Annotated in this window: 21 protein-coding genes; 12 read left to right on the forward strand and 9 right to left on the reverse strand. The window is 48.4% G+C overall.

Annotated features, from left to right (window positions below; genetic code table 11):
* Positions 1 to 212: 212 nt before the first annotated feature.
* The gene (locus tag JTN23_RS01450) at positions 213 to 1,310 is read left to right on the forward strand and encodes an AI-2E family transporter (RefSeq protein WP_262918393.1); all 1,098 of its coding nucleotides are present in this window, start codon (positions 213 to 215) and stop codon (positions 1,308 to 1,310) included.
* 132 nt (positions 1,311 to 1,442) lie between these two features.
* On the opposite strand, the gene JTN23_RS01455 is transcribed toward JTN23_RS01450, so the two are convergent.
* Positions 1,443 to 1,811 carry a response regulator gene (locus JTN23_RS01455; RefSeq protein ID WP_247231799.1) on the reverse strand — a complete coding sequence of 123 codons (369 nt, stop codon included), beginning with the start codon at positions 1,809 to 1,811 and terminating at the stop codon, positions 1,443 to 1,445.
* 326 nt (positions 1,812 to 2,137) lie between these two features.
* Between JTN23_RS01455 and JTN23_RS01460 the strand changes: the two genes are divergently transcribed.
* The 3 genes from JTN23_RS01460 (at position 2,138) to JTN23_RS01470 (ending at position 3,532) form a co-directional block, all read left to right on the forward strand.
* Positions 2,138 to 2,536 carry a YtxH domain-containing protein gene (locus tag JTN23_RS01460; protein ID WP_247231801.1) on the forward strand — a complete coding sequence of 133 codons (399 nt, stop codon included), beginning with the start codon at positions 2,138 to 2,140 and terminating at the stop codon, positions 2,534 to 2,536.
* Positions 2,537 to 2,673: 137 nt separating this feature from the next.
* Positions 2,674 to 3,051 carry a phage holin family protein gene (locus tag JTN23_RS01465; protein WP_247231803.1) on the forward strand — a complete coding sequence of 126 codons (378 nt, stop codon included), beginning with the start codon at positions 2,674 to 2,676 and terminating at the stop codon, positions 3,049 to 3,051.
* A complete protein-coding gene (locus JTN23_RS01470) occupies positions 3,026 to 3,532 on the forward strand; it encodes a hypothetical protein (protein ID WP_247231805.1) in 507 nt (168 codons plus the stop codon). The genes JTN23_RS01465 and JTN23_RS01470 overlap by 26 nt, the downstream gene beginning before the upstream one ends.
* A 1-nt stretch (position 3,533) precedes the next feature.
* Here the strand turns inward: JTN23_RS01470 and JTN23_RS01475 are convergent, their stop codons facing one another.
* Positions 3,534 to 3,950, reverse strand: a complete 417-nt coding sequence (locus JTN23_RS01475; RefSeq protein WP_247231807.1) for a response regulator — start codon at positions 3,948 to 3,950, stop codon at positions 3,534 to 3,536.
* 13 nt (positions 3,951 to 3,963) lie between these two features.
* A complete protein-coding gene (locus tag JTN23_RS01480) occupies positions 3,964 to 5,406 on the reverse strand; it encodes a sensor histidine kinase (RefSeq protein ID WP_247231809.1) in 1,443 nt (480 codons plus the stop codon).
* A 265-nt stretch (positions 5,407 to 5,671) separates the two neighbouring features.
* On the opposite strand from JTN23_RS01480, the gene rpoN reads away from it, so the two are divergent.
* The 7 genes from rpoN to JTN23_RS01515 all read left to right on the forward strand — a co-directional run bounded on the left by rpoN (position 5,672) and on the right by JTN23_RS01515 (position 14,131).
* Positions 5,672 to 7,126, forward strand: a complete 1,455-nt coding sequence (gene rpoN, locus JTN23_RS01485) for an RNA polymerase factor sigma-54 (protein ID WP_262918394.1) — start codon at positions 5,672 to 5,674, stop codon at positions 7,124 to 7,126.
* A gap of 24 nt (positions 7,127 to 7,150) precedes the next feature.
* A complete protein-coding gene (locus JTN23_RS01490; RefSeq protein WP_247231813.1) occupies positions 7,151 to 8,593 on the forward strand; it encodes a sigma-54-dependent transcriptional regulator in 1,443 nt (480 codons plus the stop codon).
* A gap of 217 nt (positions 8,594 to 8,810) precedes the next feature.
* Entirely contained in the window at positions 8,811 to 10,121 is a 1,311-nt protein-coding gene (locus JTN23_RS01495; protein ID WP_247231815.1) for a sensor histidine kinase, read from the forward strand.
* Between the two features lie 19 nt (positions 10,122 to 10,140).
* Positions 10,141 to 11,568 carry a hybrid sensor histidine kinase/response regulator gene (locus tag JTN23_RS01500; RefSeq protein ID WP_247231817.1) on the forward strand — a complete coding sequence of 476 codons (1,428 nt, stop codon included), beginning with the start codon at positions 10,141 to 10,143 and terminating at the stop codon, positions 11,566 to 11,568.
* Between the two features lie 174 nt (positions 11,569 to 11,742).
* On the forward strand, positions 11,743 to 11,913 hold the full coding sequence (locus tag JTN23_RS01505; RefSeq protein WP_247231819.1) for a hypothetical protein: 171 nt from the start codon (positions 11,743 to 11,745) through the stop codon (positions 11,911 to 11,913).
* Positions 11,914 to 12,207: 294 nt separating this feature from the next.
* Positions 12,208 to 13,122 (forward strand): dihydrodipicolinate synthase family protein, encoded by a 915-nt coding sequence (locus tag JTN23_RS01510; protein WP_247231821.1) that lies wholly within the window; start codon positions 12,208 to 12,210, stop codon positions 13,120 to 13,122.
* Between the two features lie 4 nt (positions 13,123 to 13,126).
* Positions 13,127 to 14,131, forward strand: a complete 1,005-nt coding sequence (locus JTN23_RS01515) for a 4-hydroxyproline epimerase (RefSeq protein WP_247231823.1) — start codon at positions 13,127 to 13,129, stop codon at positions 14,129 to 14,131.
* 194 nt (positions 14,132 to 14,325) lie between these two features.
* Here JTN23_RS01515 and JTN23_RS01520 read toward each other — a convergent pair whose 3' ends face one another.
* The 5 genes from JTN23_RS01520 to JTN23_RS01540 form a co-directional block, all read right to left on the reverse strand.
* Positions 14,326 to 17,457 carry an efflux RND transporter permease subunit gene (locus JTN23_RS01520; RefSeq protein WP_247231825.1) on the reverse strand — a complete coding sequence of 1,044 codons (3,132 nt, stop codon included), beginning with the start codon at positions 17,455 to 17,457 and terminating at the stop codon, positions 14,326 to 14,328.
* A gap of 65 nt (positions 17,458 to 17,522) precedes the next feature.
* The gene (locus tag JTN23_RS01525; RefSeq protein WP_247231827.1) at positions 17,523 to 18,614 is read right to left on the reverse strand and encodes an efflux RND transporter periplasmic adaptor subunit; all 1,092 of its coding nucleotides are present in this window, start codon (positions 18,612 to 18,614) and stop codon (positions 17,523 to 17,525) included.
* A gap of 8 nt (positions 18,615 to 18,622) precedes the next feature.
* Complete coding sequence (locus JTN23_RS01530; RefSeq protein ID WP_247231829.1) at positions 18,623 to 19,873, reverse strand: TolC family protein; 1,251 nt, start codon at positions 19,871 to 19,873, stop codon at positions 18,623 to 18,625.
* 79 nt (positions 19,874 to 19,952) lie between these two features.
* Positions 19,953 to 21,320 (reverse strand): sensor histidine kinase, encoded by a 1,368-nt coding sequence (locus JTN23_RS01535; RefSeq protein ID WP_247231832.1) that lies wholly within the window; start codon positions 21,318 to 21,320, stop codon positions 19,953 to 19,955.
* 15 nt (positions 21,321 to 21,335) lie between these two features.
* Positions 21,336 to 22,022 (reverse strand): response regulator transcription factor, encoded by a 687-nt coding sequence (locus JTN23_RS01540; RefSeq protein ID WP_247231833.1) that lies wholly within the window; start codon positions 22,020 to 22,022, stop codon positions 21,336 to 21,338.
* Between the two features lie 70 nt (positions 22,023 to 22,092).
* On the opposite strand from JTN23_RS01540, the gene JTN23_RS01545 reads away from it, so the two are divergent.
* Positions 22,093 to 23,340 (forward strand): NAD(P)/FAD-dependent oxidoreductase, encoded by a 1,248-nt coding sequence (locus JTN23_RS01545; protein ID WP_247231835.1) that lies wholly within the window; start codon positions 22,093 to 22,095, stop codon positions 23,338 to 23,340.
* 24 nt (positions 23,341 to 23,364) lie between these two features.
* Here the strand turns inward: JTN23_RS01545 and JTN23_RS01550 are convergent, their stop codons facing one another.
* Positions 23,365 to 24,120 (reverse strand): methyltransferase family protein, encoded by a 756-nt coding sequence (locus JTN23_RS01550; protein ID WP_247231837.1) that lies wholly within the window; start codon positions 24,118 to 24,120, stop codon positions 23,365 to 23,367.
* Positions 24,121 to 24,217 lie beyond the last annotated feature (97 nt).

The following is a 24,217-nucleotide window of genomic DNA, read 5'->3' on the forward strand; positions in this document are numbered from 1 at the left end:
CTAATGAGGAATATTGTACGCAAAAAAGAACACTTTGAAGAGATCAGGGGAGCCTAAATGGTACCGTAGCTTTCTGGCTTATGAATTGTAGGTATATAATCTATAGCCTATATAATGCTTAATTGTATAGGGCGGTTGAAGAGCTACGTTGATCGATCATACTAATGAATGTTGTAAAGCCATATCCTACAATCCTTCGAATAGCAGCTACAATGGTTGTGGTGACACTAGGTGTCTACTGGATGATATACTTGCGCGGGCTGCTTGTTCCTATCATAGTCGCTAGTTTGCTTTCAGTTCTTGTCTCACCCATTACCATACAGCTCGAAGAGAAAGGAGTACCACGCATAGGTGCTATTAGCCTCACAATTGTACTTTTCTTAGGATTGATCGCCGGGATACTTTACTTCGTTACTTTACAGATATCCGAGATGATCGCCATCTGGCCGGAGCTACTTCGTAAGGGAAGAGAATGGCTCTGGGAACTCCAGCTGATGGGGTACCGTACCTTTGGGTTTCAGCCTACCAGCCAGATGAACAAGCTGCAGGAGATGTCGGCCGCCGTGCTTAGTGATAGTGGGTCGGCCATGCTGCTTTCGACTACCGCTACGCTCGCCGATACTTTACTGGTACCTCTGTATATGTTCTTTATGCTGTACTACCGCAACTTCTTCTGTAGCTTCCTGTACAAGCTGCTGGGTAGGGAGGAGAAGCGACGCATCAACCGTATATTGCTGAGGATCTATGATGTAGTACACAACTACCTGGCTGGGCTATTCATCGTTATGGTCATCGTAGGATCTCTCAATACAATAAGCCTGCTGGTGCTGGATATTGAGTATGCTGTGTTCTTTGGCTTCTTTGCCGCTCTGCTGCTGCTCATTCCCTATATCGGTGTTATTATTGGCTCCTTACTGCCCATTACTATGGCACTCATCACCAAAGACTCCCCCATGTATGCCGTAGGAGTAGCGGGAGCCTTTATGGTTATACAGTTCATAGAAGGTAACTTCATTACACCCTGTATAGTAGGCTCCAAGATCAGCATCAACCCACTCATGGCTATTATAGCTCTGGTACTGGGGAGTATAGTCTGGGGTATCCCGGGTATGGTACTGGCGTTGCCTCTGATTGCCATTCTTAAAGTAGTATTTGACCACTCTGAGCGACTCAAGCCCTTCGGCTACATCCTGGGTGAGCCATCGGGAGCCGAAATGGCAGCCTGGACTGCTGATGATGACGATGCTCCTGCCCCAAAGAAACAGGTACGCAACAAAATAGCCACGCAGGTTATCGACGAGGTAGCCTGATCCGAAGTAGCATAAGGTAAGTAGTAGAGAGCTACTCTTATTGGAAAGAGTAGAAGGAGACAGTCGTCAATACATCAAAAGTACTTATAGCCTGGTGTAGATAGTAAAAGAGACCCTGATGGTTCGGGGTCTCTATTCGTTGGTGTGTAGTTGGTTATTGATGATCTTAGTGATCTCGACAAAGCTGATCGGCTTATCCAGAAAGTAATCGGCTCCTTTCTTCAATGCTTCTTCCCTCAGGTTGGACATGGCACTCATCATTACGATTCGAATGCCCAGCGCCTTGATATGCTCAATCTCATTAATGCCTTTACCGTCGGGTAGGTTATTGTCCAGAAACACCCATTGTGGCTTCAGCTCATTTACATAAGTCAGTCCGTCACTAATGGTAGTAGCCACTTTTACAGTAGTGTCAGGGGACTTGGCTTTTACCTGTCGAAGTAAAAATTTTTGAATCAATATGCCTAAATCTACTTCGTCTTCTATTATTACAATATTCATATGGGGCATATTAATTATCGAACTCCATTCTGCGGGTTGTTGTGTATAGGGTATCATTTGCAAATGTAACGACCAAAGTACTCAATTAAAATTGAGCATTAGAGAATGAGCTAAAATAATCTTGCCATCTGTACAGCCGGGGATTACTATAAGTGTTACACCTGTGCAGGAACATCATTCCACAACTTGTAGAAAGCTATTCTCGTAAAGATAGTGTATAATCATAAAACTATACTAAATAAGCTCTGATACCTTATGGAACGGGGTTTTTTAATGATAGTATCAGAATGAGCATCAACTAATAACACTAAACAAAAACAAAAACCATGACTAACGGCAAAGTATTTTGGGGAATTGTAGTGGCCGCTGCAGCCGGTACTGTAATCGGAATGCTGTTTGCACCTGAAGAAGGTACTAACACACGCAAAAGAATCAAACGTTCGGCTAACGACTGGGCTACCGACATGCTTGACAAGTTGGAACAGGGAAAGACTAAGGTACGTGATGCAGCATCACGCCTGAATACCCAAAGCCAGGAGTTGAGAGATCGGGCGTATAACACCGTTGAAGGCGGTCTGGATTCGGCTAGAGAGGCAGTTCATAAAACAAGAACTACTGAGACAGCAGGAACCACTGGGTCAACAGGTACTACCGGAACAACAGGAACCACTGGCTATACCGGAACTGGCACTACCGGAACAACCGGTACTGACACAGGTATCTAAGCCATTAGGATCAAAAAGAGGTAGTGCTTGTGGAAGCGCTGCATTACCTCTTATTCCTTTTACTTGTACATGGTTATACCAATACATATATCTACATCTGTACACACACTATTTAATGTACCTAAGCTGAGAATATTATGCTACTGCAAGATGCCAAAACTAAAGCTGAAGAAACCTTTGGTCATTTAATTGACTATGCAGAAGCTCGCTGGAATGTCATTGCTCTGCAGATATCTGAGAAGACCGCCAATGTGGCTTCGTCCATTATTACTGGACTTGCCCTGGCCGTAATTGGTCTTATATCTCTTGTATTTGTGAGCATTGCCCTTGCCATGTGGGTAGGAGATATGCTAAATAGTATTCCTGCTGGCTATTTGATTGTAGCTGTGATCTACGCTATCGTAGGAGGTGTGCTGTTCAGTAACCGTAAGAAGTGGATCTTTATACCACTTATGAATTCAATCCTTGAATCCCTATACCGAGAAAGAGATGACAATGATAAAAACAGTAGATGACCTGCGGGCGCAGCGAGCCTTGGCTCATAATGACCTGGAGGTAGCCAAATCCAAGCTTAAAGAAGATACAGATACCTGGCTTGGTGAAACGGAGCCCGTACGGCGAGTTACTTTCCTGATGGGTGATTTGTTTAAGAACCGTTACCAGGGAGTAATGGCTAAGGGAATTCAGGCTGGTGTAACAGCCATCATGGGTAAGACGATACTCAGAAAGCTACCGACGCCCCTGAATTACATTGTACCTCATATGGTTAACAATGCCATCGTAAACTATACAAACCGCCACGGAGAGCAGTGGCTCATTATGGGGCTGCGCTGGTTGAAAGATGTTACTGAAGAAAAACCGGAAGAGAGATATTCTACTCCGAATGCAGTAACCGATACAACCGGTACAATAGACTATGATGCTGTAGATTATAACGCTACTACTTTGCCGCCAGCGACGGAGGCTAATACACCACAAACAATAATTCCCTCATAATTTATGAGGGAATCATTGCTGTGTTTAACCAGAAATCGCTTATTTTTTGAATTACGTCTTTTAGGTGCTCGTAGCTGGATGGCTTAACAACGTAGCTGTTGGCCCCCAGAAAATAAGATGAGTTTACATCATCAGGAGCTTTGGAAGTGCTGAAAATGATGATTGGTATGGAACGAAGATGCTTATCAGATTTCAAAACCTTCAGTACTTCGCGGCCATCCCGCTTGGGCATATTCAGATCAAGTAGTATAAAAGAGGGAGCATTATCACCCGAAGTAGTACTCAGGTGATTAAGTAACTGTTCGCCATCTTCGAAGAACAGTATATGGTGTGGGATGTTATTGTCCTCAAATGCAGCCTGTACCAGAAACCGGTCATCGGCGTCATCATCAGCCATCAAAATGCTCTGATTAATCATGAGGTATATGCTTCTAGCTAATAAAAGGTTGTAACGGCAAATATATAAAAAATCTAGCACCTTTTCCTTCCTGACCTTCGGCAATTATATATCCATTATGATTGGATATAACCCGGCGGCAGATGGCAAGGCCTATACCTGTTCCTTCGAATTCATCCCGGCCGTGCAATCGTTGAAAAATAACAAAGATCTTCTCAGCGTACTCAGGGCTAAAACCAATCCCATTATCAGCAAATTCAATCCGGTGAAACTGCAAATCCTTATGGGCGGGTTTGATATCCGGTATCTCTGCCCCACCCACTAATCTATAAGAAATAGCAATACGAGGCGAAACCTCTGGTTTACTATATTTTATGGAATTAGAAATAAGGTTTTGAAAAAGCTGGGTCATCTGTACCGGGTATGCTTCCAGGCTCGGTAACTCAGCCGAGATAATAACAGCGTTTTGTTCCTTAATAGTTTCCGATAGATTATTTTTAACTTCTTCCAGTACCTCATTCAGGTCTACCTGCTGCGCTTTATAACCTGGATTTACCAATCTTGAAAAGGCAAGGAGGTCATTAATAAGGAGTTGCATCCGTTGCGCAGATTCGTTAATTTTGTCTAGCATGATCAAGGCATCGTCTTTAAGCTGATGCCTGTGTTTTAGCAGCAGACGGTCCGAGAAAGACTGTATTTTGCGCAGGGGCTCCTGCAGGTCGTGTGACGCCACGTATGCAAACTGCTCAAGCTCACTGTTGGAGCGGTTGAGGTTTTCTACTTTATTTTCAAGCTCTATCCGGTACAGGTTGTTGCGACGGAGTTCCCGGTCAAGCAGAATGAACGAAGAGGATAGAAACACCAGGGCTACCAGCATGATCACCCAGTTGTAGCGGTACACCTGCTGCTTGTAGTTGTCCCGGCTTTGCATTCGGTTATGCATCAGCTTAGTCTCTGCTTTGTTCAGGTCGTTGATGATTCGGTTGGCCTGTTCAATCAGGACGGATGCCTCTCTGAGCAGCGCTTCCTGTTCCTGCCGGTTGGTACTGTAGGTGCTGTCAGTCCAGTACACGTGTGTTCTTTCGTAAAGTTGGTCCATCGTAGCGTCCAGTTCCTTCACCCGCCTGTTCAGTGGTGGGGGAGTAATAAGTGAGTCAAGCTCGTCCATCAGGGGGTTCAGCTCACGAATGTTCTCAAGGATGGCTCGTTTATTTGCTTCATCCCGTAACAGAAGGTACGTCCGTCCGTGGTAGATGGTCTGGTAGAATTTGGAGGTAGTTTTCTCGAGGATAATCAGTGTCCGTTGTGTATGGTCGACCCGCTCAGAGTAGTGGATCAGTTCCTGATTGATAGTGTGGTAGCTATATGATAGGGCAATGATGAGCAGGATCGAAATTCCGAATAAGAAGCGGATGGTCCAGATGAGCTGACGCTCGTCCAGCGACCTGTTTAATAATTGCAGAGAGGTAAGGTTCATTAGAGAGGGTTACTGAGTAAAAAGTACACAAATTGGATAAGAATACACAAGGTGTAGAAATATTTACTCATTAAAAAAGGTTACATTTACAGTGCCAGTTAGCTGTGCTAAAGACATAAAAAAATATACTATAAGAAGGTTAGTCAAATTGACAGTTAAGAGGTTATAAATTGGTACCTATATCTAAAACGGAGCCAACCTGCTAACCTGAAGGCATGTGGAATCAGATTTTGAGATACGCTAACACAAATATTATTAAATAAGTATGCAGCGACAAACCCAAGTTCAACGCCAAACGTTGAAATACTCTCCGCTACAAATTCAAATGCTCAATCTCTTGCATTTGACCACTTTGGAATTGGAGCAGCGTATTAAGGAGGAGATGGAGGAAAATCCTGTGCTGGAAGAGGGCAAGGATGAGAATTCAACGGAAGAAGAAAAAGTAGAGGATTTGATGGATCCGGGTGAAACCGTAGGAGTGGGCGACGATGAGGTGCCTGCTATGCAGGATTACTACGATTGGGACGAATTCAGAGATGACGATATCCCGGACTACAAAACCTACGCCAACAACTACTCAGCTGATGACGAGCTATATACCCGCCCTATGGTGGAGACCATTTCATTCAGAGATGAACTGAAAGAGCAGGTTCATTTTCTCCGACTGAATGAGCGTCAGCAACTTATAGCCGATTTTATACTTGATTCATTGGATGAGGATGGCTTCCTGCGCCGCGAGAGCGACGTCATGGCCGATGATATATCCTTTGCCAACAACATATTTGTAGATCCCGATGAGGTGGAAATGATGCTGAAAATGATACAGCAGCTGGATCCGCCGGGTATTGCCGCCCGTGACCTCAAAGAGTGCCTCCTTATTCAGCTCGACCGCATGAATAACAAGGGGGACAACTGGGAGCTGGGTCGCCGTATCGTATCGGAGACCTTTGACGAATTAGGCTCCCGCAACTACGATAAGATCATGCGTGTGCTGGAGATTGACGAAGAAGGGCTTAAAAGTGCTATTCAGTTGATCACTTCGCTCAATCCCAAACCTGCCTCGAGCCTTCGCAATGATACCCTGATCAATGATAGTATCAAGCCGGACTTCCTGCTGCGCTACACAGATGACGGCGAAATAGAGGTGCAGCTAGCCTGGGGAAACAGCCCTGCCCTGCGGATGAGCAAGTTGTTTACGGAGATGGCCGAGAAGAAAAACGACCGCGCTACCAACCAGTTCCTGCGCAACAAGATCAACTCAGCCAAGTGGTTTATAGATGCCATTAAGCAGCGCGAAACAACCATGCTCAACACACTTAAGGCCATTGTCAGGCTGCAGTACGACTACTTCCAGACCGGAGATATCAAGAAGCTACGCCCTATGATCCTGAAAGATGTAGCCGAAATGATCGAAATGGACATCTCTACTATATCCCGCGTAACCACCAATAAGTACGTACAGACTCCCTTTGGCATTATTTTGTTAAAAGACTTATTTACTGAAGGAGTAGCCAGCGAGGATGGTACCGAAGTTTCAAACCGGGCTATCCAGGAGGCTATTCGTGAGATCGTCGATGCTGAAGATAAGCGTCATCCTTTGAACGACCAACAAATCACCGATATGCTTGCCGAACGCGGATACAACGTAGCGCGGCGCACCGTAGCTAAGTACCGTGAACAACTTAATATACCTACTGCCCGCTTGCGTGTAGTGATATAGGCAAACCCTACTTACCATACTTATATGAAAAAAATACTAGTGGTTGATGACGAAGCGGACATCTGTATGCTCCTCAAACGTTTTCTGACCAAGAATGACTTTCAGGTCGAAACGGCCCAAACCGGAAAACGGGGGTTGCAACTGGTGGATGAGTTTCAGCCAGACCTCGTAATGACGGATTTCCGGTTGGGAGATATTACGGGGTCCGAATTACTGATTAACATTAAGTCCAAATTACCGCATATTCCTGTGCTCATTATCACCGGCTACTCTGATATCAAAGTAGCCGTGAATGTAATGAAGCAGGGAGCTTATGATTATATCACCAAGCCACTGTTTCCGGATGAGATTTTGGTGACAGTTAATAAGGCACTTAAGGATGCCGAGTCCAACGCTGGCCAGGAGGCTCCTCAGGCCGAGACCGAAACCAAGGCAAGTACCCCAAGTACTACGTCCAGCAAGATGCCCTTCCGGCTCAAGTCGGGCTACATCATGGGCCAGAGCAAAGTAGCCGAAGAGCTATACCGCCAGATCGACCTAGTGGCTCCTACCAACTACAGCGTGATCATCTACGGTGAAAGTGGCTCCGGTAAGGAAGCCATCGCTCACGAGATCCATAACCGGTCGAGCCGAAAGAGTAAGCCCTTTGTGGCTATGGACTGCGGAGCCATCTCCAAAGAACTGGCCGGTAGTGAACTATTCGGTCACGAGAAAGGCTCCTTTACAGGTGCCCTGCAGACTAAGGTAGGTCACTTCGAAATGGCCAACGGAGGTACCCTGTTTCTGGATGAGGTAGCCAACCTTTCGTACGAAATCCAGATGGCACTGCTACGGGTAGTGCAGGAGCGTCGTATGCGTAGGATTGGAGGTAATAAGGAAATAGAACTGGATGTACGGATCATCGTGGCCAGTAACGAAGTACTGCTCGATGCGGCCAAAAAAGGAAAGTTCCGGGAAGATCTTTATTACCGCTTCAATGAGTTTACCATCAGTGTACCTTCTCTGAGAGACCGTAAGGACGACATTATGCTTTTTGCCGAGGCCTTCCTGGAATCAACCAATGATGAGCTGAACAAAAAAGTAAGAGGCTTTACGGATGAGGTTATCAATGACTTCATGAATTACGAATGGCCGGGTAACCTGCGGGAGCTGAAAAATGTGATCAAACGCGCCACGCTACTTACGGATGGCGAGTATATTGAGGAGAAGACACTACCCTTCGAAATTGTAAACTACCAGAAGCTCAAAGAGCTGGACACTGAATTTGGCACTGTAAGTACTACCATTGAGCCTGCGCCTGATGTGGAGCAGAAGCCCAGTCTTAAAACGGTGGCAAATGAAGCTGAATACGATATGATTATGCAGGTACTTCGTCAGGTAAACTTCAATAAGAGTAAAGCAGCCCGCTTGCTGAATATTGATCGCAAGACGCTTTACAACAAGATGAAGCAGTTTGATATGCAATAATCCCTTTAGGTAGGTAATAATGACTGATTTGAAAGATATCTCATTCGGAGTTAATGACCTTTTGAACGCTTCAGCCAGCGGCTTGATCCTTTTCAAGATAGAAAGGTCGGGAGATGAGGGAAGGGAGCAAATTATTTGTACTGTAGATAATGCATCAGCTCAACGACTAACTGGAAAAACTCTACTTACTGGTAAAACCTGGGAAGATATTACTGGATTGAACGCTCTTACCCTACCTAAGGATATCGAACATTCTGATCTGGAAGTTTATTTTCATGATTCTGACTTGTGGTGCAAAGTAAGCAATGTACCCATCGACTCTACCTATTTTCTGTGCACGCTTTCGGACATTACCAAAAGTAAAGAGCTGGAGGTAGATTTTGAATATAATCATCGGCTTCTGAGTGATGCCGAACTAACCATGCGGTTTGGTAGCTGGACCTGGGATCTATCTCAAGGACCGGAAGGATCTCTCAACTGGACCGAAGGTACTTATCACCTGCTTGGATACAATCCCAAGACCTTTACATCATCTGTTAACTATCCTTTTTTTCTGAAGCACGTACACCCCGACGACCTGGAAACGCTGGATGCTAATATCAAGGAAGCAGTCCGTAACCGGGAATCGTTCGTCGAGGAGTACCGTGTCATTACAGCTACGGGTGAAGAGAAAAACGTGATCAGCCGGGGGCAGTTTATTAAGGATGATCTGAAGAACAAACTCATTTACATTGGAAATATCTTCGATGTAACCTCGCTGAAAGTTATTCAGAATGAGCTGGAGCGTAGGGTAGAGGACCTGAACAAGTCCAATGAAGACCTGGAACAATTTGCGTACGTAGCTTCTCATGACCTGCAGGAGCCACTGCGCAAGATAGTCTCGTTTGGGGAGCGACTTGAAAGCCGCAGTCGGGGAGCACTGAACGAAGAGCAACGTTTATACCTGGACCGTATCCTGAACGCCACCCGGCGTATGCAGGAGATGATCAGCAACCTGCTCGAATTCTCGCGGGTAGCCCGTACCAAGGATGGCTTTGTTCCGACGGATCTGAACGCCATTCTGAAAAGTACTATAAGCGATCTGGAAATTACTATTCAGCAAAAAAATGCCCTGGTAATGATCGGAGATCTACCCGAAATTGAAAGCATTCCTTCGCAGATGTCACAGCTGTTTATGAACCTGCTTTCCAATGCACTTAAATTCACGAAGCGGGAAGTAAGGCCGATCATCAAGATTGAAGCTGAATTCCTGAAGAATAATGAGGTAATCAAGCAGGGGCTGGTACCAGATAAGTCGTACGTGCGTTTAACAGTAAGCGATAACGGTATCGGCTTTGAGAATGAGCAGGCTAACCGCATATTTACGCTGTTCCAGCGCTTACGCGGACGCTCCGAATTTGAAGGAGCCGGTATTGGACTTTCGGTATGTAAAAAAGTAGTTGAAAATCATTCAGGCACTATTGAGGCAAGAGGCGTACCCGATGGAGGAGCAACGTTTACTATAGTTCTTCCTATATGTCAGTCTTGATTTCATAACCCTTCTAATAATGTTAGACAAATCTATAAATGTCTTGCTCGTAGATGACGACGAAGACGATTTTCTTCTTACAAGTGCTTGCTTTAATGACCTCGATAAGTGGAATTTCAGCCTGACCTGGTGTCCAACTTATCAGGAGGCTCTTAAGAATTTAAAAACCTGTAAGCACGATCTCTATATCTTCGACTTCCTGCTCGGTGAGCGTAATGGAATAGATCTTCTGAGTGAGGCCCTCGAGAACCAGTGTGAGGAGCCTATCATATTACTTACCGGTAAAGGTGATGAAAAGGTAGCCGTAGAGGCGCTGCGCCTTGGTGCGGCTGATTATCTCGTAAAGAGCGAACTTGAACCCCAGATACTCGAGCGTAGTATCCGCTATGCGCTGGAGCGTACCAACGTACTCAAGGCCCTGCGTCAAAGCGAAAGACGCTACCGCCGTGTATTTGAAGAGTCAAAGGATATGCTTTTTATCAGTGATCTGAATGGCAGGATCCTGGACTTTAACCAGGCCGCCGTACAGCTCACGGGCTTCGAAACGCCCGAGCTGCTGAATAACTCATTGCTCGAAATGCTGGAAGGGCAGGAGATAAAGGCGTTCTGGAATGAAGTAAAGGATGGTAATGATCTGCACGACCGCGAAGTAAGACTGCTGACTAAGGGAGGCGAAAAGAAGTACTGCCTGATGACTGCCTCGGTAGAGGTTGACTTTGATACCAGGTACATACAGGGACGCCTGCACGATATTACTTCCCGCAAACAATCGGAGCGGGAGCGTCTCTTCTCCGAGAAGCTGGCCGTAACAAGCCGTCTGATCCGGATGCTGGCCCACGAGGTACGTAATCCGCTTACAAATGTGAACCTTTCGGCTGAGCAGCTGGAGTCAGAGCTGGAAAACGAAGACCAGAAGTTCTACACCCAGATCATCAAGCGAAACTGTACCCGGATCAATGACCTGATTACGCAGCTCCTTCAGTCGGCACGCCCATCTGAAATTACTCTGGAACCCAAAGACCTGCACCAGGTACTTGATGATGCCCTGTCGGCAGCGTATGACCGTTTGCAGCTGAAGAAAATACAGGTAGCCAAAGAGTATGACTCAGCTGACCTGACCCTGGCACTGGACTCAACCTCCCTGCAGATAGCCCTGCTTAACATCATCAACAACGCCATAGAGGCGATGGAAGAAGGGAGAGGTGTCCTGAAAGTAACTACACGTCGCTACGACCAGGATATACAGGTACTGATAGCGGACAACGGATCAGGTATCAGTGAAGAAAACATGCGGAAAATATTTGAGCCGTACTTTACCGGTAAGAAGACAGGTATGGGTATCGGACTGGCTACTACCCTCAGTATTGTGGAGTCGCACCGGGGACGGATAGACGTACAATCAGAAGAAGGAGTAGGTACAGTATTTACGCTGAGCTTCTCGTTGTAGACAGGTACGATGCTGAACGTAAGTGTTTTATCTATCCACAGTGTTGACCACAGTTGCTACTCACTTGTGAATTAGATTCCACAGGTTTTACCAAAGATTCTGCTCTATTAGCCCAAATCACCTCAGGTATACTTTTAGTCTATCATTTAGTCCACAAGACAAAATGATAGACTAATGGAAATGCTGATTGTATTTGTACTGTCCATGATTATTGGTGTACTGGCCGCTTATCGCGTAGAGAAAATGTCTAAGAAACCCGGCCGGATTAACACTAGCCGTACTCCAGCGGACTTCCGCATGACTTTGCGCCAGTTTGAAAAGAAAGCCCGTCAGATTCATTTTTAATGATGAATAAGGCCCGCTCGTTCTATTGGATACTCTTACACCCCTGATAGTATTAGGTACTTGTTGCGAATAGTAGTTACTATTCAGCCCGGATCTGCTGTACCTGTTTTCTCCTCGTTACCATTCTATTCACCTTCTGATTTTTATAAAGCTGATTTGAGGGGTATCCTCTTTCAGGCTAACTTCTTGTGACTTTTAATAAGTCATTGTAGCCATACAGCAGAAATGTTGGGAAATTAGGCGTTCCTTTGCTTACTTTCCTATTTACTCATTTAACCTTATCTGCTGTTGTTCATGTCTTTTAACTGGCAAGGGGTTTTTCCGGCCCTTACTACAAAATTCACAGAGGACGATGTCCTTGATCTTTCTATGTTTCAGAAGAACCTCGATGCCCAGCTGGAAGCTGGTGTCGATGGTATCATACTGGGTGGCTCGCTGGGTGAGGCCAGTACGCTGACTAATCAGGAAAAAGAGCAACTCGTAAAGTACGCGGTTGAGTACCTGGATGGCCGGGTACCCGTGGTACTTAACATTGCCGAAGGTACTACCAAAGAAGCCATCCGTAGGGCTGAGGAAGCCGCCGCCTGGGGAGCCAAAGCGCTGATGGCACTACCCCCCATGCGCTACAAAGCCGACGACCGCGAAACGACCGAGTTTTTCAAGGCGATCGGGAAGGCCACGGATCTGCCCATTATGATCTATAACAACCCCGTAGACTACAAGATTGAAGTGACTCCGGCTATGTTTGACGAGCTACTCAAGCTGGATACCATACAGGCCGTAAAGGAGTCGACCCGTGATATATCCAATGTAACCCGCCTGCGCAACCACTTCGGTGACCGCCTCAAAATTCTCTGTGGAGTGGATACTCTGGCCATGGAAGAGCTGGTTATGGGAGCGGATGGCTGGGTAGCGGGTCTGGTGTGTGCTTTCCCCCGCGAAACCGTAGCCATCTACCGACTGGTCAAAGCCGGTAGGCTGGAAGAAGCCCGGCAGATCTACCGGTGGTTTATGCCGCTGCTGGAGCTGGATCTGCACCCCAAGCTGGTACAGTACATCAAGCTGGCCGAGACCCACACCGGCATAGGTACTGAGCATGTACGTGCCCCCCGCCTGACGCTGATCGGGGAGGAGCGGAGCCGTATCGAGAAGATTATTACGGATGGACTGGCTGCCCGTCCGGCATTACCCGATTACCTCGCGCTCTAAGCACATGGCTGATAAACATTTCTTTTGTATTGATGCCCATACCTGTGGTAATCCGGTACGGGTAGTAACGGGGGGCGCTATTCCTACACTGGAAGGTGCCACTATGAGTGAGAAGCGCCTCCACTTCATGCGGGAGTACGACTGGATCCGCAAGAGCCTGATGTTTGAGCCCCGCGGACACGACATGATGTCGGGCAGCATCCTGTATCCACCTACTGATCCCGCCAATGATGTAGGGGTACTGTTTATCGAGACCTCGGGTTGCCTGCCTATGTGCGGGCATGGTACCATTGGTACCGTAACGGTGGCGATAGAGCAGGGGCTGGTAACGCCTAAGCAGCCGGGTGTACTCCGGCTGGAAGTACCCGCCGGACTGGTAACGGCCGAATACCGCCAGGAGGGGAAGAAGGTAAAGTCTGTCAAGATTACAAATATAAAGTCGTATCTGGCGGCCGAGGGGATACGGGTGGAATGCCCTGATCTGGGTGAGCTGACCGTGGATGTAGCTTACGGGGGCAACTTCTATGCTATTGTAGATCCACAGCCTAATTTCCCCGGTCTGCAGCACTTCAAAGCGGAGCAACTGATTGCCTGGGCGCGTACCCTGCGGGAGCGCATTAATCAGGAGCACTCTTTTGTCCATCCGGAAAATCCATCTATCAAGGGCCTGAGCCATATACTCTGGACCGGGGAGCCGCTGGATGGAGCTTCTACCGCTCGGAATGCCGTTTTTTATGGAGATAAAGCCATTGACCGCTCACCCTGTGGTACAGGTACTTCGGCCCGGTTGGCGCAGTGGTACGCGCAGGGCCGGCTCAAGCCCGGGGAGGACTTTGTGCATGAAAGTATTATCGGATCAAAATTCACCGGTCGTATCGAGGCCGAAACCGAACTGGCTGGTCATAAGGCGATAGTACCCAGTATAGAAGGCTGGGCCGTTATCCATGGCTATAACCACATTATCCTGGATGAGGAAGATCCGTACGTACACGGGTTTCAGGTAATATAAGTGGGTACCTGCATTCCCTGTCAGGAAACGAAAAAGCCAGCCTCAAGTGAAGCTGGCTTTTTTGTAAACACAATTTTTCAACCCATTCCACAGGAAGTTCTGACGGAATTACTACTCTCTTGTAGCTTTATCAAAGATAGGGAATCTATTTCCGGTAACTCCCTGAGTTCAATTAGAAATACATTAGAAATGGATTAAGCGTATTCTTCTACCAGTTGGCGGGGTGGTTTTTGGGTAGTTTTCGTATGTCTGTTAAAGAAGCGGTAAATGATCGGGAAGATCAGTAACGTCAGTACCGTTGCTGTGATGAGTCCACCAATCACTACCGTAGCCAGTGGTTTTTGGGTCTCGGAGCCAATACCCGTCGAGATAGCGGCAGGTAACAGACCAATGGCGGCCATGATCGCCGTCATGACTACCGGGCGTATCCTTGACTTAACCCCTTCCCATATCGCCTCGTCCAGCTCCATGCGGGCCTGCAGGTTATTATTAAATACCGAAATCAGGATTACACCATTCTGTACGCAGAGGCCAAACAGGGCTATAAAGCCTACCCCCGCCGAGATACCAAAGTTCATACCCCGGAAGTGCAGGGCCAGGATACCACCAATGAGGGCAAAGGGTACATTGACCAGCACCAGACCGGCATCTTTGGCATTACCGAAGGTGATGAACAGCAGGATGAATATAGCCACCAGGCTGATAGGTACTACCTGTCCCAATCGCCTGGTAGCCCGTACCTGGTTTTCAAATTCACCAACCCATTCGATGGAGTACCCTTTGGGTAATTTGATACTTTGCTCTACCCGCTTCTGGGCTTCGGCAATGGTACTTCCCAGGTCGCGTCCCCGGACCGAAAACTTCACCCCGATAAAGCGTTTGTTCAGGTCGCGGTAGATGAAGGCAGGCCCCGTTGTTTTCTGAATATGAGCAATCTCTTTGAGCGGTATTTTGGAACCCTTCATTGTAGGTACCATCAGCTTCATGATATCGTCTTCGTTCTGGCGGTACTCCGGAAGGTATCGTAGCCGGATATCAAACCGGCGCTCTCCCTCGTACAGTACCGAAGCCGTTTTGCCCCCAATGGCCATTTCGATTACGGCCTGCGCGTCGGCAGTGGTAACGCCGTAGAGTGCCATTTTCTGATCATCAAACAGTACACTGACTTCGGGTTGTCCTACGTTACGAATAATACCTAAGTCTTTGATACCATCCACGTCCTGAACCGCCTGCTGCACCTGCTTTGAGTACTTCTCCAGTTCATAAATGTCCGGTCCAAAGATCTTTATACCGTTGCTGGCCTTATATCCGGCTACGGCTTCAGCCACGTTGTCGATGATCGGCTGGGAGTAATTATATAGGATACCGGAGTAGTTCTTAAGCTTTTTGTCCATCTCGTCGGTGAGGTCCTCCACCGAAATATTCCGGCTCCATTCTTCCTTAGGCAGCAGATCTACCTGAAACTGGCAGAAGTAAAACCCGTTGGGGTCGGTACCGTCATTGGAGCGCCCTACCTGCGATAGTACCTGCTTTACCTCCGGAAAAGTCTGCAGCTCCTTCCGGATTGTCTTTGACATTTCGACACTTTCCGGCAGCGACATACTCATGGGCAATTCGGCAGTTACCCAGAGAGCCCCTTCGTTAAGTTGGGGCAGGAACTCGGTTCCGAGGAATGTGGCTGAGAAAAATGTTATTCCCATAAAGAGGAGGGCCGCCACTACACTGGTACGCTTCCGGGCGTAGCACCACCTGAACCCAGTCATCACGATCCGGTTGAAAAAGTTGACGATGGGGTTGTTCTTTTCCCGCACATTCCGGTTCAGCAGCATGGAGCATAGTACCGGCACCAGGGTCAGCGTAAAGATCAGGGCTCCCAGCAGCGCGAAACCGAGCGTCCACGCCAGCGGGGAGAACATTTTACCTTCTACCTTCTGGAACGAGAAGATGGGGATCAGCGCGGTAATGATGATTAATTTGGAGAAGAAAACGGCCTTACCCAGTTCGCCTCCGGTTTTCTTGATCAGGCCCATCTTGGCCATCTTGTTGAACCGTTGCATACCTACCCGGTGAGCCAGGTGGTCGAGCGACACGAATATGCCCTCCACCATTACTACCGCACCGTCGATGATGATACCGAAGTCAATGGCACCCATCGACAGCAGGTTGGCCGACATGCCCCGTAGCCGGAGGCACATAAAGGCAAACAGCAGCGCCAGCGGGATAATAATAGAGACGATCAGCGTGGTGCGCCAGTCGGCCATAAACAGGAACACGAAGACCGTCACCAGGATGATCCCTTCGGTGAGGTTGTGCATTACCGTGCGGGTACAGAATGAGATCAGGTTGTCGCGGTCGTAGAAGGTAACCATCTTCACATCGGGCGGCAGAATGCGGGTGTTCAGCTCCTCAATCTTTTCTTTTACCCGCGTCAGGACCTCACTGGGGTTTTCGCCCTTACGCATCACCACAATTCCTTCAACCACATCATCCCGCTCGTTGAGCCCCACCTGCCCCACCCGGGGTAACTGCGACTCGGCTACCTGAGCCACGCTCTTCACCAGGATGGGATTTCCATTTAGCTCCTGAATGATGATATTCTCAATATCGGCAATCGAGTTCAGCAACCCAACCCCCCGGACCACGTACGCCTGCCCGCTCCGCTCAATTACATCGCCCCCTACGTTGATATTACTGCGGGTAACGGCCTGGTACACTTCCAGCGGAGTAATGTCGTACTTAGCCAGCTGGGTAGGGTTGACCTGGATCTCGTATATCTTCTCGCGTCCACCAAAGGCTACCACATCGGCTACACCGGGTACGCTCCGCAACTGACGGTCGATCAGCCAGTTCTGAATTGTTAACAGATCACGCGTATTCTGCGAAGAACTTTCCAGCGTGTACCGGAATATCTCACCCGTAGGGCCATATGGCGGTTGTACATCCGGATCAACCCCCTCCGGCAGGCCTACATTCCGGAGCTGGTTATTGACTTGCTGCCGAGCGAAAAAATCCTCGACATCGTCCTCAAAGATGATCTTGATCACCGACAAGCCAAACATGGTCACCGACCGTACGTTGGTTTTGCGCTGCACGGAGTTCATCGCTACCTCTATGGGTACGGTCACAAACCGCTCCACTTCCTCGGCACTCCGGCCGTTCCACTCGGTTACCACTATAATCTGGGTATTGGTAACGTCGGGAAAAGCTTCAAGGGGTGTGTTGAGATAGCTGACGATACCCGAAACCACCAGGATACCCGTCAGGAAAAAAATGAAAAAGCGGTTCTTAAGAGAGAACCCGACGATTCCCCGAATAAATTTATTCATACAGAGTGGTTGATAACGTAACTGCTATGTTAAAGCAAGAGTAGGTTTCCGATAATGAGCTATGACTAATCGTTCAGGGCGTTATAGACCAGTAGCTGGTTTTTAGAAATCACCTTTTCGCCATCTTTGAGGCCGGTACGAACGTAGGCCCGGTCAGAGAGGGTACGGTATACTTCAATGGGGCGTGTCTCGATATCAGACCGGCCTTTGAATACCATCACCCAGTTTTTGCTCCGTTCAAAGATGACCGCCTGCGAAGGGATCACCGTCATCTCACCGCCTTCTTCGAAGTTCAGGTTGACGGTAGCGTGCATCTCCGGCTTTAGTTTATAACCCGAGTTGTTGAGCCGGATACGGATCCGCATGGCTTTGGTTTCGGGATCAAGTACATTGTAGATCTTATCCACTACTCCTCTGAATACCTCATCCGAATAGCTGATGGTACGTACCTCGGCGGGCATACCCAGCTTGATACGGGGTATATCACTTTCATTGACATTAGCCATAACCCACACATCCGAGATCTGTCCTACCGTAAACAGGCTCTCCGCGTTGTCGGGCCGCAACTGCATGTCACGGTTCACGTTTTTCTGGATGACAAAGCCGTCAATGGGGGAGCGAACTACGTAATTGGAGCTTTTGCCCAGGCCATAGATCCTGAATATTTCTTTGATGCGTTCCAGCTCGGCCTGGGCTATATCTACATCCTTCTTGGCCGATATTACATCGCGCTCAGGAGCCAGTTTGCTCTCAAACAGGTCACGGGCCGTGTTGAGGTTTTTCTGAGCCACCAGCAGGTCCGACTGTGCCTGGATCATCTGCCTTTCGAAATCGGCTACTTCCCCCGACCGGATGGTCGCCAGTACCTGGCCCTTGCGAACGTAGTCACCCAGCTCAGCATTGACATCTTCCACATTACCACCCACCAGCGGGAACACCTTGATTACCCGGTTTTCGTCGGGGATGATCTTACCTACCAGCGTCAGTTCGTTTCGGACGGCTTCGGTACGTACTTCGTCCAGAGTGATGCGGCTCATCATGGTGTCAGACAGCATAAAAGCTTTGACTTCTTCGGGCTCTTTTTCTTTTGTTTCGCAACCAGCCAGTCCTGATATGAATAGAGCAGTTAGCAGCGAATGGAACAGTATGTTTTTCATTATTCTGATTAGTTGAAAAGTTCTTCGCCTACCACATAGCTGAGCTCTTCGTACACTCGTATACGATTGGCCTGCAGACGGTTAAATTCTTTTATACTTTCGTTGTAGCTTTCGATGAAGTCGATGAATTCGAGCAACGAGATATTGCGCTTCTGGAAGTTCTCGTAGATGCCTTTATTGAGAAGCTCAAACTGCTGCATGAAGCGGTTCTCTATGCTCCCGTATACCCGCTCGGCTTCCCGGACTTTCTGTAAGGCCGCGTCTACTTCATACCTGAGCGAGTTCTGCCTGGCGGTTTCGTACACCTTCTGGTATCTGATCTGGCTGCGGGCGGCCCGGATGTTACCCTGGTTTTTGTTAAATACCGGCAGATCGGCCGATACCGATAAGCCCAGGTAGTTGTTGATGTAGCTACCGGCCTGGTCGTAGGTGGCACCGATGCGTACATCGGGTACGGCCAGTGATTTCTGCAGGGAATAGTTGAGCTCCGACTGACGGGTCAGGGATTGCGCAATCTTCAGATCAGCCCGGCTCTGGGTTGCCTTGTCGTAAAGATTGGCCGCATCGATGCGGGTCAGCTGGTACCTCCGGAGGCGAACCGTATCCACGGTGGGCTCAATGGGATTATCAAGTTGCAGCAGGTTACGGAGCTGGAGCTGGTTATCCGCCAGCTCGTACTGAATATCGGCCCGGTCGTTGTTGAGCTGGAACAAGAGCGCTTTCAGGCGGAGTACCTCTTTCAGCGATATGTTGTTGCGGTTGTACTCCCGTTCAAAAGCCTCTACCGTTGACTGCAATGTAACTATCTGACTATCTATACGCCGGACCGTATTACGCAGAAAGTAGGACTCATAAAAACGCTCCCTGAGCTCGAACTTCAGCGTACGCAGCAGGTCATGAAACTCCAGCTCGGTCATGTGGGTAGCCTCCACAGCCAGGGCCAGGCGCTTGTTTCGTTTGCCGGCCGTGTACAGGAGCTGCTGCACAGCTATGATCTTCTGTCCCTGCCGACCTACGTCCAGTACCCGGCTCCGGACATTGTTGAAGGAGCTCGCTTCAATCAGAAGATTGGGGTTCTCCCAGAGTCCGGCCTGTAACTCGTAGGCTCTGGAAGCCTCAATGCGGTACCTTTCGGCCAGCAGTAGAAGATTGTTCTTAACAAAAAGACTGTCCGCCTGCCGAAGATTCAACCGAAGGGTATCCTGAGCAAGCAATGGAGAAGTAAGAAGTACGAAGAGGGTTATAAACAAATATCGCATACCAGCTATTATGTGGATGCAATACTAGATTCACCAAATTACAGGACCCTTAAAATAGAGTTAGAAAAAGATTAGAGCGTCAGATATGTTTCAACTGGATGGTAAAGGTGCTGCCTTGTCCCTTCCGGCTTTTGACGGTCAAGGTACCTCCATGGATATCTACTATACGCTGACAGATGGAGAGGCCTATCCCAAAGCCGGAATAGGTAGTAGCGTTAGAAGCCCGGTAGAAGGGGTCAAAGATGTAAGGCTGGTCAGCCGGATCAATACCTATACCGTTGTCTATTACTTTGAGGGTACAGTAGGTAGCATCAGTCGAGAACAGGACACGGGCCGTCTGATCAGGTGAGTACTTGCAGGCGTTGTCCATCAGGTTCAGGACCACGCGCTTGAGGAGCTCCTCATTGCCCTGAATGATAGTATGCGTCTCTTCGGCGGGCAGGTTTTCATAATCGATATAAATGCGGTAGGTAGGATGTACGGTCAGAAGCTCATCCTTGGCAAAGAAAGTGACATCTTCGATCCGCACCTGCGTAGTAGTCATCTGGCTGATATTCTCGAAAGAACGCGCCAGAAAAAGCAGACTGTTGGTGATACTGATCAGGCGCTCCGTATCGCTTGAGAGATTATGAAAAATCTCCTGAATTTCGGGATCATCTTTGACAAAGCGCTCCGCCAGCTGCACCTCCGACTTGAGCGCCGCCAGGGGCGTTCGGAGCTCGTGCGAGGCGTGGGACACAAAGCTGCGCTGCTGCTCAAAAGCCTGGTGAAGCCGCTCAAGTACCGTGTTGAAGTTGATAGCCAGCTGGGCAATCTCATCGCGGCGGTTTCCTTCGTCGAGCCGCTGCTTAAGGTTTCGGGCCGTGATGGTAGAAACCTGGTCGTTAATATGGGCGATCGGGCGTAGTGAATTGCCCGCAAAGTAGATACCGAGCAGTACTGTAATACCAATACCAACGAGCAGGCCCCAGAGCAGCGTATTACCCAGGTTGCTTAATTTGCTTCGGCCAAACCGGTCAAAGGCCGAGGCTATTACAATGAGTGGTTCAGAGCCCTCTTCATAGTACAGTCCAACTACTTCATTAGTACCCTCAGTAGTTTCAATATGCTTGTTGAGCCTGATTTCTTCCAGTAAGTACCGGCGATAGGTCAGTTGTTTGTCGTCTACGCTGGCATAGATCAGCTTATCATCTTCGTCAAATACCAGTACTTTTTCGTCAGCAAGGGCAGTAAGGGTGTTGCGGTCAATGATTTTCAGTAGCTTCTTATCTACTTCATCCACCTGGACCAGTAGCCGCGCAGTGGTACGGGCCTTGTTGGTAAGGCGGTCATAAAACTCCTCCTGACGGTAGTTGGATGAGATAGAATACACGACTACCGAGAAGACGATAAGTATGGATGCTACTATAAGCGAAAACTGCAGCGCTATTCGATCCTTTATTTTCATAGATTCAGCTATGCATTATTCTTCTTTAAGAATATAGCCAAGTCCCGGTCGGGTATGAATAAGTTTGGTGGTGAAGTCCTTGTCTACTTTCCGGCGAAGGTAGTTGATGTATACCTCCACCACGTTGGTACCGGGGTCGAAGTTGAGGTGCCATACGTGTTCGGCCAGGTCCATCTTGGAGATGACGCGGCCGCGGTTACGTAGCAGATACTCCATAAGGGCAAACTCCCGGGCCGTGAGTTCAATGGATTTGCCGCTTCGGGTTACCTGCTTCCTCATGGTATCCATTTCAAGGTCAGCGATACGAAGTATATCATTTTTACCGGTCGGACTAGCCATGTCGGAGCGGCGCAGGGCCGCCATGACCCGGGCGTACAACTCCCTAAAATCAAATGGCTTGATGATATAGTCGTCAGCGCCCTTTCCCAGGCCCTCTACCTTGTCTTCGATTTCACCGTAAGCGGTCAGTATGATAATGGGTAATAAAGGCTTGATCTGTCTTACCTGCTGGCACACTTCCAGGCCTTTCATTCCCGGCAGATTCAGATCCAGTAGCACGAGATCAAACGGTTTGGTAAGGGCTAACTGCTTACCTGAGATACCATCATTGGCTATTTCTACTTCAAATCCTTCTGCCTGTAATCCCCGGTAAATGTTCTGAGCTATACGCCGATCATCCTCTACGATCAGTATCTTTTTCACAATTTTATAGGATTGATAATACCTTCCACTAAATTGACCACAAATTAAAGGTAAGGTTTATTTATAACATATGAAAAAGGTTGGAATCGTGGGAGGGGGGGTAAACGGCCTGTTTACGGCCTTCTATCTGCACAAAGCAGGCTGCGAAGTGACTGTCATTGAAAGGGGACAACTGGATGATGGTTGTTCGTTTGGGAATGCCGGTATGATTGTCCCAAGTCATATAATTCCGCTGGCTCAGCCGGGTATGGTAGCCCGTGGTATCAAGTGGATGCTCAGCTCAACGAGTCCCTTCTACGTAAAGCCCCGCCTGGACTGGGATCTGGTCAAGTGGGGGACCCTCTTCTGGAAACATTCTACCGAAGCGCACGTAAAGCGTTCGATTCCGGTACTGCGGGATATCAGCCTACTAAGTAAAGACCTGTATCAGGAGCTGGCCATGCAGGCCGAAATTGACTTTGGCTGGCAGGAGAAAGGACTCTTGATGCTGTTCAAGAGCGAGCAGGCCGCGCACGAAATGCAGCATGAGGCCCAGGTAGCCAATCAGGCCGGTATAGAGGCACAGGTACTTTCGGGCAAGGAAGTACAGGCTCTGGAACCGGATGTGGAGGTCAATGTACGGGGAGCGGTATACTATCCGGGTGATGCGCACATCGTACCCAACCAACTCATGCGGGAACTGGTAAGGTACCTACGACGCCAAGGTGTAAAAATACTGGACAATCAGACCGTACAGGACTTCGAAGTACACAATGGCAGGATAGTGAGCGTTATTACCGACGGGGGGAGCTATCCGTTTGAAGAGGTAGTCATTGCCACCGGAGCCTGGGCGCCGATACTTACCCGTAAGCTGGGTATATCACTACCTATGCAGGGCGGGAAGGGGTACAGCTTTACTCTGCCCAAAATGGCTACGAATATAAAGGTACCGGCTATCATGTTGGAAGCACGGGCTACGGCTACTCCTATGGATGGCAGCCTGCGCTTTGCCGGTACCCTGGAGGTAGCCGGTACCGACATGAGCGTCAACATGAACCGGGTCAGGGGGATTGCTGAGTCCATCAACAACTACTACCCTGGTATAAAAGTACCCTTGCCTCCGGCCGACGAGGTATGGCGGGGACTACGACCCTGCTCACCGGACGGACTACCCTATATTGGCAGGGTCAATGAGTTGTCTAACGTAGTAGTAGCTACCGGTCACGGTATGATGGGGGTAAGCCTGGGACCGGGTACCGGTAAGCTGGTATCCGAACTGATACTGGGGCAACCTGCCAGTATGGATTGTCAGGCCTTTGAGCCCCGCCGTTTTGGGTAAGCGGGGCTTACTGTGGGATAAGCCTTAATGATCCTTATCCCACAGTACCTGCGTATGGTTTTTCAGGAGTTTAAGTACCAGATACAGTACCCCACTGGCGACACACATCACCAGCCAGTGCGTGTTACGGAAGCTAACATCGCCGTAGGTAAGGTATTCACCTAATGTATCAAACAGGAAGAACAGCAGGAATACGGCAAATACCCCGTTCTTTTCCTGACGCAGTACTTTCTTCAGGTTAAAGTGCAGGTCCGGGTTCCGCCACTTGGCAGGATTGGGGATAATGGCTGGCGTACGGGCAGCCCATTCATAAAATTTTGCCCCAAACTTGGACGATATAAATTTCTCCTCCGTGAACATGATCCGCTCGTAGTAGAGCCAGTAAAGCAGCACAAAGGCAACTATAAACCAGGCGTGCTGCGTAAGCATAGCCACTCCCAGCCACATAAAGAAATTACCTACATAGAGAGGGTGCCTGACGGTAGAGTACATGCCGGAGGTATTGAGGGTGTCTGCCACCTGCTGCGCTGTATTACGTCCGGAGGTATTGCGGGGCGTAAATCCAACGGTAAGAATCCGTATCACCAGCCCCAGCAGCGCAACCGCCAGACAGAAGAACTCGTATTCATTATCCTGGAAGCGGATGCGGTACGTACCGGCAGCCTCCCATACCTCATAAGCGTATACCCCCATACCTACTACCAGGATGATGAGGGGAAGAATTCCACGGTACTTGAACAGGAAGTTGCCCTGCTTATCAAGTTCTTTAACAAGTTCCATTTACTGTAAATTAGGTGTCAGACTAATCAGCAATATACAAAGTTTTAATATGATTATATGTGATTTTAAAAAAAGAAAACGACAAGCATTGCTTGTC

Source organism: Telluribacter roseus, assembly GCF_017355915.2.
GTDB lineage: Bacteria > Bacteroidota > Bacteroidia > Cytophagales > Spirosomataceae > Telluribacter.